Raw genomic sequence first — 14,948 nt, 5'->3', positions numbered from 1 at the left:
CTCTCCCCAAAGGGGAGAGGGGACTGTTCGGTGCTGGATTTGGGGGACGAACGTAATGATAACCACTGGATGCCTTTCACCCTCTCCCCTATGGGGAGAGGGCCGGGGTGAGGGGAAAATATGACCACACAACGCCCTTTGATTTCTATCTATATGCCGACATGGAATCGTCAGCAGCTGGCGATCCGCGCGATTAAATCGGTCCTGCGTCAGGATTACGATAACTGGGAACTGATTATCGTGGATGACTGTTCCTCCTCTTACGAACAACTGCAAAAGTTTGTTGAAGACCTGAACGACCCGCGCGTGGTGTACACCCACAACGCCATCAACTCCGGGGCGTGTGCGGTGCGCAACCAGGCGATTATGCAGGCGAAAGGGCAGTATCTGACCGGTATCGACGACGATGACGAATGGACGCCAAACCGTCTGTCGATCTTCCTGTCGCACAAAGCGCAGCTGGTGACCCACGCGTTTCTGTATGCCAATGACTATGTCTGTCAGGGCGAGGTCTATTCGCAGCCGGCCAGCCTGCCGCTGTATCCGAAATCACCGTATTCCCGCCGCCTGTTCTACAAGCGCAACATTATCGGCAACCAGGTGTTTACCTGGGCATGGCGCTTTAAGGAGTGCCTGTTCGATACCGAGCTGAAGGCGGCGCAGGATTACGACATTTTCCTGCGGATGGTGGTGGAGTACGGCGAGCCGTGGAAGGTGGAAGAGGCCACGCAGATCCTGCACATCAATCACGGGGAGATGCAAATCACCTCGTCGCCGAAGAAATTCTCGGGCTACTTCCATTTTTACCGCAAGCACAAGGACAAGTTTGACCGTGCCAGCCGGAAGTATCAGCTCTTCACCCTGTATCAGATCCGTAACAAGCGCATGAACTGGCGCACGTTGCTGACGTTGCTGTCGGTACGTAACGGCAAGCGTCTGGCTGACGGGCTTCGGGGGAAATAATGTTTCTGGAAGATTGTCGCGCTAACAGCTGGAGCCTGCGCCCGTGCTGCATGGTTCTGGCCTACCGTATTGCGCACTTTTGCTCGGTGTGGCGCAAAAAAAATGTGCTGAACAATATCTGGGCCGCGCCGGTGCTGGTGCTGTACCGCATCATCACCGAATGCTTTTTTGGCTATGAAATTCAGGCCGCAGCCACCATTGGCCGCCGCTTTACCATTCATCACGGTTATGCGGTGGTCATCAACAAGTTCGTCGTCGCGGGTGATGATTTCACCATTCGCCACGGGGTGACGATCGGCAACCGCGGGCCGGACAGCCTGGCCTGCCCGGTCATCGGCAATAACGTCGAGCTGGGTGCCAACGTAGTGATGATTGGGGACATTACCGTGGGCAATAACGTGACGATTGGCGCAGGCAGCGTGGTGCTGGACAGCATTCCGGACAACGCGCTGGTGGTGGGCGAGAAAGCCCGCGTGAAGGTGATAAAATGAACATTCTGCAATTTAACGTACGCCTCGCAGAGGGCGGGGCGGCAGGCGTAGCGCTGGATCTGCACCAGCGCGCGCTGCAAAAAGGATTACAGTCGCGCTTCGTTTACGGTTACGGCAAAGGTGGCAAGAAAAGCGTCAGCCATGATAACTATCCGCAGGTGCTGAAGCAGACGCCACGTCTGACCTCCATCGCCAATATCGCGCTGTTCCGCCTGTTTAACCGCGACCTGTTCGGCAACCTGAATAATCTCTACCGCACCGTCACCCGCACTCGCGGCCCGGTTGTGCTGCACTTTCACGTGTTGCACAGCTACTGGCTGAATCTGGAAGAGGTGGTGGCGTTTTGTGGCAAGGTGAAGGCGCATAAGCCGGATACCCGATTCGTCTGGACGCTGCACGACCACTGGAGCGTGACCGGACGCTGCGCCTTTACCGACGGCTGCGAAGGCTGGAAAAATAACTGCCAGAAATGCCCTACGCTCAGCAACTACCCGCCGGTGAAGGTCGATCGCGCGCATCAGCTGGTTGAGGGTAAGCGTCAGCTGTTCCGCGATATGCTCTCGCTCGGCTGCACCTTCATCTCTCCAAGCCAGCACGTGGCGGACGCTTTTAATAGCCTGTACGGAGCAGGGCGCTGCCAGATCATCAACAACGGTATTGATGTGGCGACGGAAACGATCCTGGCCGAACTGACGCCCGTAGCCGTTACCGCCGGTAAGCCGAAAATTGCGGTCGTCGCCCATGACCTGCGTTACGACGGCAAAACCAACCAGCAGCTGGTGCGCGACATTATGGCGCTCGGCGACAAGATTGAGCTGCATACCTTTGGCAAATTCTCCCCGTTTGAAGGCGCTAACGTGGTGAACCACGGGTTTGAAACCGACAAACGCAAACTGATGAGCGCGCTGAACGGTATGGACGCGCTGGTGTTCAGCTCCCGCGTGGACAACTACCCGCTGATCCTGTGCGAAGCGCTCTCCATCGGCGTGCCGGTGATTGCCACCCACAGCGACGCCGCGCGGGAAGTGCTGGAGAAATCCGGCGGTAAACCCTTCAGTGAAAACGAGGTGCTGCCGCTGGTGCAGTTGTCGAAGGCCGATATCGCGCAGGCTGTTTTTGGCACGGACCTGGAATCGTTCCGCAACCGCAGCCGCAAAGCGTACAGTGGACAACAGATGCTGGAGGAGTATGTCTCGTTCTATCAGAATCTGTAGTTATCTGCTGCTGCCGCTGATCTACCTGCTGGTCAACGTCAAGATTGCCCAGCTCGGCGAAAGCTTCCCGATCACTATCGTCACCTTCCTGCCGGTTCTGCTGTTGCTTTACGTTGACAAGCTTAACCTCAAAAAGCTGATGATTGCGCTGGGCATCGGGTTTGGTCTGACGGCGTTTAACTACATCTTTGGTCAGTCGCTGGACGCCAGCAAATATGTCACCTCCACCATGCTGTTTGTTTATATCGTTATCATTATTGGCATGGTGTGGAGTATTCGCTTTAAAACTATTTCTCCGCACAATTATAGGAAAATCCTCAGGTTCTTTTATATTGTCGTCGGGCTGATTGTTGTGCTTGCGGCAATGGAGATGGCGCAAATTATTCTCACAGGCGGAAGCAGCCTGATGGAAATAATTTCGAAATATCTTATATACAGTAACAGCTATGTACTGAACTTCATTAAGTTTGGTGGCAAGCGTACAACCGCGCTCTATTTTGAACCGGCGTTTTTTGCTCTGGCATTAATCTCAATTTGGCTCAGCATCAAACAGTTCGGTATCAAAACCCCCAAGACCGATGCTATGATTCTTGCAGGAATCGTTCTGTCAGGGTCGTTCTCCGGGGTAATGACGTTTATTCTGTTTTACCTGCTGGAGTGGGCGTTCCAGTACCTGAATAAAGAGGCGATTAAGAAAAAACTGCCGCTGGCGATAATCTCTCTGACGGTATTTTTAGTGGGCGTGATATTTGCGTTTCCGTACATTTCTGAGCGTCTGGGTGATTTGGGAACGGAAGGGTCATCGTCCTATTATCGCATCATTGGTCCACTGGTGATGGTGGGTTATTCCTTAACCCATATAGATGGCGTAGTAAGATTCGGCTCACTTTATGAATATGTTGCATCATTCGGAATCTTTAACGGTGCGGATGTCGGTAAAACCATAGACAATGGTCTGTATCTGTTAATTATCTATTTTTCCTGGTTCGCCGTACTGTTGACACTGTGGTATCTGTTTAAAGTTTTCAAAATGATGATTAACGCGTTTGGTGATAACCAGAACTTTCGCGTGCAACTTTATCTGTTCACACCGGTGTCGTTGTTTTTTACCGGGTCAATATTTAGCCCGGAATATGCATTCTTAATTGTATGTCCGTTTATTTTGCGCAAGGCGCTGAATATTACGAGCGTATGACGAAATGAGGTGATTTATGTTTCTTAGCGTCATTACTGTCGCCTTTCGTAACTACGAAGGGGTGGTAAAAACCTGGCGCTCGCTGCGCAACCTGGCGCGCGATCCGAGCCTCACGTTTGAGTGGATCGTGGTCGATGGCGGCTCGAACGACGGCACGGCGGAGTTCCTGGAAAAACTCAACGGTGAGTTTAACTTACGTTACATCAGCGAGAAAGATAAAGGCATTTACGATGCCATGAATAAAGGCATCAACATGGCGCAGGGGCGTTACGCCATCTTCCTCAATTCCGGCGATGTGTTCCATGAAGATGTGGCGCTGTTTGCCCGTCAGCTGGTGCGCCAGAAAGAAGATGCCATGTTTATCGGTGATGCGCTGCTTGATTTCGGCGAGGGGAAAAAAGTGCTGCGCGGTGCGAAACCAGGCTGGTATATCTACCACAGCCTCCCGGCCAGCCATCAGGCTATTTTCTTCCCAATGAGCGGCCTGAAAAAACAGCCTTACGATTTGCGCTATAAAGTGTCATCAGATTATGCCCTGGCCGCCAGCCTTTACAAATCTGGCTACCCGTTCCGTCGAATTAAAGGACTGGTATCTGAATTTTCAATGGGCGGCGTGTCAACCTCGAATAATCTGGAACTGTGCCAGGATGCCAAAAACGTGCAGCGTAAAATATTACGCGTGCCGGGGTTCTGGGCGGAATTATCTTATTTCTTACGTCTGAAAACGACGGGTAAAGCGAAAGCCTTATATAACAAAGCCTGAGATATAAGGAAACGTAATGCAGGAATTAAATGGATTCTCCGTACCGAAAGGTTTTCGGGGCGGGAGCGGTATTAAAGTTCAACTGTGGTGGGCTGTACAGGCAACGTTATTTGCCTGGTCGCCGCAAATACTGTACCGCTGGCGCGCATTTTTACTGCGTCTGTTTGGCGCAAAAATAGGAAAAAACGTAGTCATTCGACCTTCGGTGAAAATTACTTATCCCTGGAAATTAACGCTTGGGGATTACGCCTGGGTTGGGGATGACGCAGTGTTATATACCCTTGGTGAGATTACGATTGGCGCAAATTCGGTGGTTTCACAGAAGTGTTATTTGTGCACCGGCAGCCACGATTTTATGAGCCCGCATTTTGATATTACCGCTTCGCCTGTTGTGATCGGTGAAAAATGCTGGCTGGCAACAGACGTCTTTGTTGCACCCGGTGTTTCTGTTGGCGATGGCACGGTAGTCGGTGCCCGCAGCAGCGTTTTTAAATCGCTTCCGGCAAATAAAATTTGCCGTGGCAACCCCGCAGTGGTGATACGCGAACGCGTTGAAACTGAAAAACTTTGATAAGTACAGAGGAATATAAACATGTCTAAAGTCGCTCTCATCACCGGCGTTACCGGGCAGGATGGTTCTTACCTGGCAGAATTGCTGCTGGAAAAAGGGTATGAAGTTCACGGTATTAAGCGTCGTGCCTCTTCATTCAACACCGAGCGTGTCGATCACATTTACCAGGATCCGCATGCGGCAAACCCGAAATTCCATCTGCACTACGGCGACCTGACCGATACCTCCAACCTGACCCGTATCCTGCAAGAAGTACAGCCGGATGAAGTGTACAACCTGGGCGCGATGAGCCACGTTGCGGTTTCCTTCGAGTCCCCGGAGTACACCGCTGACGTGGACGCCATGGGTACGCTGCGTCTGCTGGAAGCGATTCGCTTCCTGGGTCTTGAGAAGAAAACCCGCTTCTACCAGGCATCTACCTCTGAGCTGTACGGTCTGGTGCAGGAAATTCCGCAGAAAGAGACCACGCCGTTCTACCCGCGTTCTCCGTACGCTGTGGCGAAACTGTACGCCTACTGGATCACCGTGAACTACCGTGAATCCTACGGCATGTACGCCTGTAACGGCATTCTGTTCAACCACGAATCTCCACGTCGCGGCGAAACCTTCGTGACCCGCAAAATCACCCGCGCGATCGCTAACATCGCTCAGGGCCTGGAGTCTTGCCTGCACCTCGGCAACATGGATTCCCTGCGTGACTGGGGCCATGCGAAAGACTACGTGAAAATGCAGTGGATGATGTTGCAGCAGGAGCAGCCAGAAGACTTCGTGATTGCGACCGGCGTCCAGTACTCCGTACGTCAGTTCGTTGAGATGGCTGCGGCACAGCTGGGCATCAAGCTGCGCTTCGAAGGCACCGGCGTGGAAGAGAAGGGTATCGTTGTTTCCGTGACCGGCCATGACGCACCGGGCGTGAAGCCAGGCGACGTGATTGTCCAGGTTGATCCGCGTTACTTCCGTCCTGCTGAAGTGGAAACCCTGCTGGGCGACCCAACCAAAGCGCACGAGAAGCTGGGCTGGAAACCAGAAACCACCCTGCAAGAAATGGTATCCGAGATGGTGGCCAAAGATCTTGAAGCAGCGAAAAAACACTCCCTGCTCAAGTCTCATGGCTACGAGGTTGCCATCGCGCTGGAGTCCTGAGAATGACAAAACAACGTATTTTTGTCGCCGGTCATCGCGGAATGGTGGGTTCCGCGATTGTTCGCCAGCTGGAACAGCGCGGTGACGTGGAGGTGATTGTTCGCACCCGCGACGAGCTGAACCTGCTTGACAGCAAAGCGGTGCAGGACTTCTTCGCCAGCGAACGTATCGACCAGGTGTATCTGGCGGCGGCGAAGGTGGGCGGCATTATCGCTAACAATACCTACCCGGCGGATTTCATCTACGAGAACATGATGATTGAGAGCAACATCATTCACGCGGCGCATCTGCACAACGTGAATAAGCTACTGTTCCTCGGCTCATCCTGTATCTACCCGAAAATGGCGAAGCAGCCGATCGCCGAGAGCGAACTGTTGCAGGGCACGCTTGAAGCCACCAACGAGCCGTATGCGATTGCCAAAATTGCCGGGATCAAGCTGTGTGAATCCTACAACCGTCAGTATAACCGCGACTATCGCTCGGTGATGCCGACCAACCTGTACGGACCGCACGACAACTTCCACCCGAGCAATTCCCACGTGATCCCGGCGCTGCTGCGTCGTTTCCACGAGGCGACTGCCGAAAACGCCCCGGACGTGGTGGTGTGGGGCAGCGGTACGCCAATGCGCGAGTTCCTTCACGTGGACGATATGGCGGCGGCCAGCATTCACGTCATGGAGCTGGATCGCGAAGTGTGGCAGGAAAACACCGAGCCGATGCTGTCGCACATTAACGTCGGGACCGGCGTGGACTGCACCATTCGCGAGCTGGCGCAGACCATCGCGCAGGTGGTGGGTTACAAAGGACGCGTGGTGTTTGACGCCACCAAACCGGACGGCACGCCGCGCAAGCTGCTGGACGTGACCCGTCTGCATCAGCTGGGCTGGTATCACGAGGTCTCACTGGAGCAGGGGCTGGCCAGCACCTACCAGTGGTTCCTGGAAAACCAGCACCGCTTCCGGGGGTAATGATGTTTTTAAGTCAGGAAGATTTTGCCACGGTAGTGCGTTCCACTCCGCTCATCTCAATTGATTTGATCGTGGAGAACGAACGCGGCGAGTTCTTGCTGGGGAAACGAACCAATCGTCCTGCACAGGGCTTCTGGTTCGTGCCCGGCGGGCGCGTGCAGAAGGATGAGACGCTTACCGATGCGTTTGAGCGTCTCACTCTGGCGGAACTGGGCCTGCAACTGCCGATGGCAGCGGGCCAGTTTTACGGGGTCTGGCAGCACTTCTATGACGATAACTTTTCAGGCACCGGGTTCACCACGCACTACGTCGTGCTGGGGTTCCGCCTGAAGGTGAGTGAGGCAGACCTGCGTCTGCCTGATTCTCAGCATGACGATTACCGCTGGTTAACGCCAGAGGCGCTGCTGGCAAGCGACAACGTCCATGACAACAGTCGGGCGTACTTCCTTGCGGAACGTCAGGCCGAGGTGCCAGGTCTATGAAAATCCTCGTCTACGGAATTAACTACTCGCCGGAGCTTACCGGTATCGGGAAATACACCGGCGAGATGGTCGAGTGGATGGCGAGCCAGGGACATGACGTGCGGGTGATTACTGCCCCGCCGTATTACCCGGAGTGGAAGGTAGGCGAACGCTATTCCAGCTGGCGCTACCGCCGCGAAGAGGGCGCCGCGACCGTCTGGCGCTGCCCGCTCTACGTGCCGAAACAGCCCTCGACGCTGAAACGTTTAATTCATCTGGGCAGCTTTGCCCTGAGCAGTTTCTTCCCGCTGATGGCGCAGCGTCGCTGGAAGCCGGATCGCATCATCGGCGTGGTGCCGACCCTGTTCTGCACGCCAGGCATGCGCCTGCTGGGAAAACTCTCCGGCGCGCGCACCCTGCTGCACATTCAGGATTATGAAGTGGACGCCATGCTCGGGCTGGGTATGGCCGGGAAAGGCAAGGGCGGCAAGGTGGCGAAGCTCGCCAGCGCCTTTGAGCGCAGCGGCCTGCACAACGTGGATTACGTCTCGACCATCTCGCGCTCGATGATGAACAAGGCGCAGGAGAAGGGCGTCCCGGCGGAAAAAGTGATCTTCTTTCCGAACTGGTCCGAAGTGGCGCGCTTCCGCGATGTGACAGACCAGGATGCGCAGGCGTTACGCGCGCAGCTCGGGTTGCCTGCTGAGCAAAAAATCATTCTTTACTCAGGCAACATCGGCGAAAAACAGGGGCTGGAGAGCGTGATTGACGCCGCGCTTCAGCTGAGCGAACACCCGTGGATGTTCGTGATAGTCGGGCAGGGCGGTGGTAAAGCGCGGCTGGAAAAAATGGCCAGCGAGCGCGGACTGACCAACATCCGCTTCTTCCCGCTTCAGTCTTATGACGCGCTGCCCGCGCTGCTGAAAATGGCGGACTGCCATCTGGTGGTGCAAAAACGCGGCGCGGCGGATGCGGTGCTGCCGTCCAAGCTGACCAACATTCTGGCAGTGGGCGGAAATGCGGTGATTACGGCAGAAGCCGCAACAGAATTAGGCCAGCTGTGCAACAGCTACCCGGGCATTGCCGTTTGCGTGGAGCCTGAATCGGTTCCTGCGCTGGTGACCGGAATTGAGCAGGCACTCGCCATGCCAAAAGAGAACACGGTGGCACGTGAATATGCCGAACGCACGCTCGAGAAAGAGAACGTGCTGAGCCAATTTATTGCAGATATACGGGGATAAATCATGAGTCAAACCACTTTGTATCCGGTCGTAATGGCGGGTGGATCCGGGAGCCGGTTGTGGCCACTGTCCCGCGTGCTTTATCCAAAACAATTTCTGTGCCTGAAAGGCGACCTCACCATGCTGCAAACGACGGTTAACCGTCTGCACGGCGTGGAGTGTGAAAGCCCGGTGGTGATCTGTAACGAGCAGCACCGCTTTATCGTTGCCGAGCAGCTGCGCCAGCTGAACAAACTGACCGAAAATATCATTCTGGAGCCTGCCGGACGCAACACGGCGCCTGCCATTGCTCTTGCGGCGCTGGCAGCAAAACGCAGCAGCCCGGACTGCGACCCGCTGATGCTGGTGCTGGCGGCTGACCACGTCATCCAGCAGGAAGAGGCCTTCCGCGACGCGGTACGCGCCGCGATTCCTTACGCTGAGAACGGCAAGCTGGTGACCTTCGGCATCGTGCCGGATCTCCCGGAAACCGGCTATGGCTACATTCGCCGCGGCAGCGTTACGCCTGGTGAAGGCGACAGCGTGGCCTTTGACGTGGCGCAGTTTGTCGAAAAACCGAATCTGGAAACCGCGCAGGCGTATGTCGCCAGCGGTGAATACTACTGGAACAGCGGTATGTTCCTGTTCCGCGCCGGTCGCTACCTGGAAGAGCTGGAAAAATATCGCCCGGATATCTTAAGCGCCTGCGAAAAAGCGATGGCGGTGGTGGATCCGGATCTCGATTTTATCCGCGTGGACGAAGAAGCCTTCCTCGCCTGTCCGGAAGAGTCCATTGACTATGCGGTGATGGAACGTACGGCAGATGCGGTAGTGGTACCGATGGATGCGGGCTGGAGCGACGTCGGCTCCTGGTCGTCACTGTGGGAGATCAGCGCGCATACCCCGGAGGGTAACGTCCATCACGGAGATGTGATCAGCCACAAAACGGAAAACAGCTACGTCTACGCCGAATCTGGCCTCGTCACTACGGTAGGGGTGAAGGATCTGGTGGTCGTGCAGACCAAAGACGCGGTGCTGATTGCCGACCGTAATGCCGTGCAGGACGTTAAAAAAGTGGTGGAGAAGATCAAGGCCGATGGCCGTCACGAACACCATATTCACCGTGAAGTCTACCGCCCGTGGGGCAAATATGACTCCATCGACGCCGGCGAGCGTTATCAGGTGAAACGCATCACCGTGAAGCCGGGAGAAGGGCTGTCGGTGCAGATGCACCATCACCGCGCCGAACACTGGGTGGTGGTGGCAGGGACCGCCAAAGTGACCATCGACGGTGAAGTGAAGCTGCTCGGTGAAAACGAGTCCATTTATATTCCGCTGGGCGCCACGCACTGTCTGGAAAACCCGGGGAAAATTCCGCTCGACTTAATTGAGGTGCGTTCCGGCTCCTATCTGGAAGAGGACGACATCATCCGCTTCCAGGATCGCTACGGGCGCGTGTAGCACTCCGCATCATGCCCGGTGGCGCTGCGCTTACCGGGCCTACGAATGAAAAAAATAAATTTGGCCATTACATGGTCAGGGCCAACTGTTGCCTGAAAAAGGGGTCATCATGGAAAAATTAACCTGTTTTAAAGCCTACGATATTCGCGGCAAGCTGGGCGAAGAGCTGAACGAAGACATTGCGTGGCGCATCGGCCGCGCGTACGGCGAATACCTCAAACCACAAACTATCGTGCTGGGCGGCGACGTGCGCCTGACAAGCGAATCCCTGAAGCTGGCGCTGGCGAAAGGGCTACAGGACGCGGGCGTCGATGTGCTGGACATTGGCCTTTCCGGTACCGAAGAGATCTATTTTGCCACATTCCACCTGGGCGTGGACGGCGGTATCGAAGTGACGGCCAGCCATAACCCGATGGACTACAACGGCATGAAGCTGGTGCGCAAGGGCGCGCGTCCTATCAGCGGCGACACCGGCCTGCGCGACGTGCAACGTCTGGCCGAGGCCAACGACTTCCCGCCGGTGAACGAAGCGAAGCGCGGCAGCTATAAGCAGATCAACCTGCAAAAAGAGTACATCGACCACCTGCTGGGCTACATCAACGTGGCGAACCTCAAACCGCTGAAGCTGGTGATTAACTCCGGCAACGGCGCGGCAGGCCCGGTTGTAGACGCACTTGAAGCCCGCTTTAAGGCGCTGAACGTGCCGGTGACCTTCGTCAAAGTGCACAACACGCCAGACGGCAACTTCCCGAACGGTATTCCTAACCCGCTGCTGCCGGAGTGCCGCGACGACACCCGCAACGCGGTGATTGAGCACGGCGCCGATATGGGTATCGCCTTTGACGGCGACTTCGACCGCTGCTTCCTGTTCGACGAGAATGGGCAGTTTATCGAAGGCTACTACATCGTTGGCCTGCTGGCGGAAGCGTTCCTCGAGAAAAACCCGGGGGCGAAAATCATTCACGATCCGCGTCTTTCCTGGAACACCGTCGACGTGGTGAAGGCCGCGGGCGGTGAGCCGGTGATGTCCAAAACCGGCCACGCGTTTATCAAAGAGCGTATGCGTGAGGAAGACGCCATCTACGGCGGCGAGATGAGCGCCCACCACTATTTCCGTGATTTTGCCTACTGCGACAGCGGGATGATCCCGTGGCTGCTGGTGACCGAGCTGCTGTGCCTGAAAGGGCAGAGCCTGGGCGAACTGGTGCGCGACCGCATGGCGGCGTTCCCGGCCAGCGGTGAGATCAACAGCAAACTGGCACAGCCCGCTGAGGCCATTGCCCGCGTGGAACAGCACTTTGCCATTCATGCGCTGGAGATTGACCGTACCGACGGTATCAGCATGGCGTTCCCGCAGTGGCGCTTCAACCTGCGCTCGTCCAATACCGAGCCGGTGGTGCGCCTGAACGTGGAGTCCCGCGCTGACACCGCGCTGATGGAAGCCCGAACGAAGGACATTCTGGCGCTGTTGAATCAGTAAAAAGAAAACCTTACCCCTCACCCTAACCCTCTCCCCAAAGGGGAGAGGGAACTTGAACACCCTCTCCCCTTTGGGGAGAGGGCCGGGGTGAGGGGCGAGGGGTAAGGTTTAGAACTAAAGGAACAACGATGACAAATCTAAAAAAGCGCGAACGAGCGAGAACGAATGCATCGTTAATCTCTATGGTGCAGCGTTTTTCTGATATCACCATCATGGTCGGCGGACTGTGGGCGGTGTGTTGGGTCAGCGGGCAGTCGTTCTTATACATGCACTTGCTGATGGCGTTGATTGCGCTGGTGGTGTTTCAGATGATCGGCGGCATGACCGATTTCTATCGTTCATGGCGCGGCGTCAAAATGACCACCGAACTGATGCTGCTGCTCCAGAACTGGACCTTAAGCCTGATTTTCAGCGCAGGCCTGGTGGCGTTCAGCCATGATTTTGATAACCGTCTTGTGACCTATCTCTGCTGGTATCTGTTAACCAGCATTGGCATGGTGGTCTGCCGCTCGCTGATCCGCTTTGGCGCGGGCTGGCTGCGCAACCGCGGGTATAACCGTCGCTTCGTTGCCGTGGCGGGCGATCTGCCGGTGGGACAGGTGTTGCTCGACAGCTTCCGCAAAGAGCCGTGGTTAGGTTTTGAAGTGGTCGGGATTTATCACGACGCGAAGCCCGGCGGCGTACCGTCCGACTGGGCAGGTAACTACGAACAGCTTATTGACGATGCGAAAGCCGGCAAAATTCATAACGTCTACATCGCCATGCAGATGAAAGATGAATCCCGCATCAAGAAACTGATGCGCGAGCTGGCGGATACCACCTGCTCGGTGATCCTCATCCCGGATGTCTTCACCTTCAATATTCTCCACTCCCGTATTGAAGAGGTGAACGGGGTACCGGTTGTTCCGCTGTACGACACGCCGCTGTCGGGGATTAACCGCGTGCTGAAGCGCGTGGAAGATATCGTGCTTTCGTCCCTGATCCTGCTGCTCATCTCCCCGGTGCTGTGCTGTATTGCGCTGGCGGTGAAGCTCAGCTCGCCGGGGCCGATCATCTTCCGTCAGACCCGCTACGGCATGGACGGTAAGCCGATCATGGTGTGGAAATTCCGCTCCATGAAGGTGATGGAGAACGACAAGGTGGTGACCCAGGCGACGCAGAACGATCCGCGCGTCACCCGCGTGGGCAACTTCCTGCGCCGTACCTCGCTCGATGAGCTGCCGCAGTTCATCAACGTGTTCACCGGCGGGATGTCCATCGTCGGGCCTCGTCCTCACGCCGTGGCCCATAACGAGCAGTACCGTACCCTGATTGAAGGCTACATGCTGCGCCATAAGGTGAAGCCGGGCATCACCGGCTGGGCGCAGATCAACGGCTGGCGCGGCGAGACCGACACGCTGGAAAAAATGGAAAAACGTATCGAGTTCGATCTGGAGTACATCCGCGAGTGGAGCCTCTGGTTCGATATCAAGATTGTTTTTCTGACCATTTTCAAAGGTTTCGTGAACAAAGCGGCGTACTAAGATGAGCTTACGAGAAAAAACCATCAGCGGTGCGAAATGGTCAGCCATGGCCACCATCGTCATCATTGGCCTCGGCCTGGTGCAGATGACGGTGCTGGCGCGCATTATCGATAATCACCAGTTTGGTCTGCTGACCGTCTCGCTGGTGATTATCGCCCTGGCCGATACGCTGTCGGACTTTGGTATCGCCAACTCCATTATCCAGCGCAAAGAGATCAGCCATCTGGAGCTGACCACCCTCTACTGGCTGAACGTCGGGCTGGGTATCTTCGTTTTTGTGCTGGTGTTCCTGCTGAGCGATGTGATTGCCGGCGTGCTGCATAACCCGGACCTGGCGCCGCTGATGCGCACCCTGTCGTTCGCTTTCGTGGTGATTCCGCACGGGCAGCAGTTCCGCGCGCTGATGCAGAAAGAGCTGGAGTTCAACAAAATCGGCATGATTGAGACCAGCGCCGTGCTGGCGGGCTTTACCTTCACCGTGGTCAGCGCCCATTTCTGGCCGCTGGCGATGACCGCCATCCTCGGCTACCTCGTTAACTCTGCCGTGCGCACGCTGCTGTTCGGCTTTTTTGGCCGTAAGATTTATCGCCCGGGGCTGCATTTTTCGCTGGCATCTGTTTCATCCAACCTGCGCTTCGGCGCGTGGCTGACGGCAGACAGCATTATCAACTACGTGAATACTAACCTCTCCACGCTGGTACTGGCGCGCATTCTGGGCGCGAGCGTCGCGGGTGGCTACAACCTGGCGTATAACGTCGCGGTTGTCCCGCCGATGAAGCTCAACCCGATTATTACCCGCGTCCTGTTCCCGGCGTTCGCCAAAATTCAGGACGATACCGAGAAGCTGCGCGTGAACTTTTATAAGCTGCTCTCCGTGGTGGGGATCATCAACTTCCCGGTCCTGCTGGGGCTGATGGTGGTCGCCAGCAATTTCGTACCGCTGGTGTTTGGCGAGAAGTGGAACAGCATCATCCCAATCCTGCAACTGCTGTGCGTCGTGGGGCTGCTGCGCTCGGTGGGGAACCCGATTGGTTCTCTGCTGATGGCAAAGGCGCGCGTGGATATCAGCTTCAAGTTCAACGTGTTTAAAACCTTCCTGTTTATTCCGGCAATTATTGTGGGCGGGCACATGGCGGGCGCCATTGGCGTGACGCTCGGCTTCCTGCTGGTGCAAATCTTCAATACCGTGCTGAGCTACTTCGTGATGATCAAACCGGTGCTGGGCTCCAGCTACCGTCAGTACATCCTCAGCCTGTGGCTGCCGTTTTATCTCTCCTTGCCGACGCTGGCGGTGAGCTACGGCCTGGGCGTGGTGCTCAACGGGCATCTGCCGCTGGCGGCACTGCTTGCGGTGCAGGTCGCGGCAGGCGCGCTGGCGTTCGGCGTGATGATTGTGCTGTCACGCAATGCGCTGGTGGTCGAGATGAAGCGCCAGTTTTGCCGTAACGAAAAAATGAAAACGCTGCTTCGCGCAGGCTAATTTTACGAGGCCATT

At 56.0% G+C, this 14,948-nt stretch carries 14 protein-coding genes; all 14 read left to right on the top strand.

Going from position 1 to position 14,948, the window contains the following annotated elements; all coding sequences use genetic code 11:
* Positions 1-120 precede the first annotated feature (120 nt).
* Positions 121-963, top strand: a complete 843-nt coding sequence (gene wcaA, locus DD606_RS10880) for a colanic acid biosynthesis glycosyltransferase WcaA (protein ID WP_017383272.1) — start codon at positions 121-123, stop codon at positions 961-963.
* The gene (gene wcaB / locus DD606_RS10875; protein WP_003863505.1) at positions 963-1,454 is read left to right on the top strand and encodes a colanic acid biosynthesis acetyltransferase WcaB; all 492 of its coding nucleotides are present in this window, start codon (positions 963-965) and stop codon (positions 1,452-1,454) included. The genes wcaA and wcaB overlap by 1 nt, the downstream gene beginning before the upstream one ends.
* Positions 1,451-2,668, top strand: a complete 1,218-nt coding sequence (wcaC, locus tag DD606_RS10870; RefSeq protein WP_129258626.1) for a colanic acid biosynthesis glycosyltransferase WcaC — start codon at positions 1,451-1,453, stop codon at positions 2,666-2,668. The genes wcaB and wcaC overlap by 4 nt, the downstream gene beginning before the upstream one ends.
* Positions 2,643-3,863 (top strand): colanic acid polymerase WcaD, encoded by a 1,221-nt coding sequence (wcaD, locus tag DD606_RS10865; protein WP_003863508.1) that lies wholly within the window; start codon positions 2,643-2,645, stop codon positions 3,861-3,863. The genes wcaC and wcaD overlap by 26 nt, the downstream gene beginning before the upstream one ends.
* Positions 3,864-3,879: 16 nt before the next feature.
* Entirely contained in the window at positions 3,880-4,626 is a 747-nt protein-coding gene (gene wcaE, locus DD606_RS10860) for a colanic acid biosynthesis glycosyltransferase WcaE (protein WP_045324875.1), read from the top strand.
* A 16-nt stretch (positions 4,627-4,642) separates the two neighbouring features.
* On the top strand, positions 4,643-5,197 hold the full coding sequence (gene wcaF / locus DD606_RS10855; RefSeq protein WP_015572376.1) for a colanic acid biosynthesis acetyltransferase WcaF: 555 nt from the start codon (positions 4,643-4,645) through the stop codon (positions 5,195-5,197).
* A 21-nt stretch (positions 5,198-5,218) separates the two neighbouring features.
* Positions 5,219-6,340 (top strand): GDP-mannose 4,6-dehydratase, encoded by a 1,122-nt coding sequence (gene gmd / locus DD606_RS10850; protein WP_003863514.1) that lies wholly within the window; start codon positions 5,219-5,221, stop codon positions 6,338-6,340.
* A 2-nt stretch (positions 6,341-6,342) separates the two neighbouring features.
* A complete protein-coding gene (locus tag DD606_RS10845) occupies positions 6,343-7,308 on the top strand; it encodes a GDP-L-fucose synthase (protein WP_003863516.1) in 966 nt (321 codons plus the stop codon).
* Positions 7,309-7,310: 2 nt separating this feature from the next.
* Complete coding sequence (locus tag DD606_RS10840) at positions 7,311-7,790, top strand: GDP-mannose mannosyl hydrolase (RefSeq protein WP_003863519.1); 480 nt, start codon at positions 7,311-7,313, stop codon at positions 7,788-7,790.
* Positions 7,787-9,010: a colanic acid biosynthesis fucosyltransferase WcaI gene (gene wcaI / locus DD606_RS10835; protein ID WP_022651482.1), complete on the top strand. Its 1,224-nt coding sequence runs from the start codon at positions 7,787-7,789 to the stop codon at positions 9,008-9,010. The genes DD606_RS10840 and wcaI overlap by 4 nt, the downstream gene beginning before the upstream one ends.
* Before the next feature lie 3 nt (positions 9,011-9,013).
* On the top strand, positions 9,014-10,450 hold the full coding sequence (cpsB, locus tag DD606_RS10830; RefSeq protein WP_003863522.1) for a mannose-1-phosphate guanyltransferase: 1,437 nt from the start codon (positions 9,014-9,016) through the stop codon (positions 10,448-10,450).
* Between the two features lie 109 nt (positions 10,451-10,559).
* Positions 10,560-11,930 carry a colanic acid biosynthesis phosphomannomutase CpsG gene (gene cpsG, locus DD606_RS10825; protein ID WP_045897076.1) on the top strand — a complete coding sequence of 457 codons (1,371 nt, stop codon included), beginning with the start codon at positions 10,560-10,562 and terminating at the stop codon, positions 11,928-11,930.
* Positions 11,931-12,058: 128 nt separating this feature from the next.
* Complete coding sequence (wcaJ, locus tag DD606_RS10820; protein WP_003863525.1) at positions 12,059-13,453, top strand: undecaprenyl-phosphate glucose phosphotransferase; 1,395 nt, start codon at positions 12,059-12,061, stop codon at positions 13,451-13,453.
* Between the two features lies 1 nt (position 13,454).
* Positions 13,455-14,933, top strand: coding sequence for a colanic acid undecaprenyl disphosphate flippase WzxC (gene wzxC, locus DD606_RS10815; protein WP_032609661.1), 1,479 nt, complete (start codon positions 13,455-13,457; stop codon positions 14,931-14,933).
* The last annotated feature ends 15 nt before the right edge of the window (positions 14,934-14,948 follow it).

This window comes from Enterobacter cloacae complex sp. GF14B (assembly GCF_004136805.1).
In the GTDB taxonomy this organism is placed as follows: Bacteria; Pseudomonadota; Gammaproteobacteria; order Enterobacterales; family Enterobacteriaceae; genus Enterobacter; species Enterobacter hormaechei_C.
Note: the sequence above shows the minus strand (reverse complement) of the source record. Positions and strands in the feature narration are given on the sequence as shown.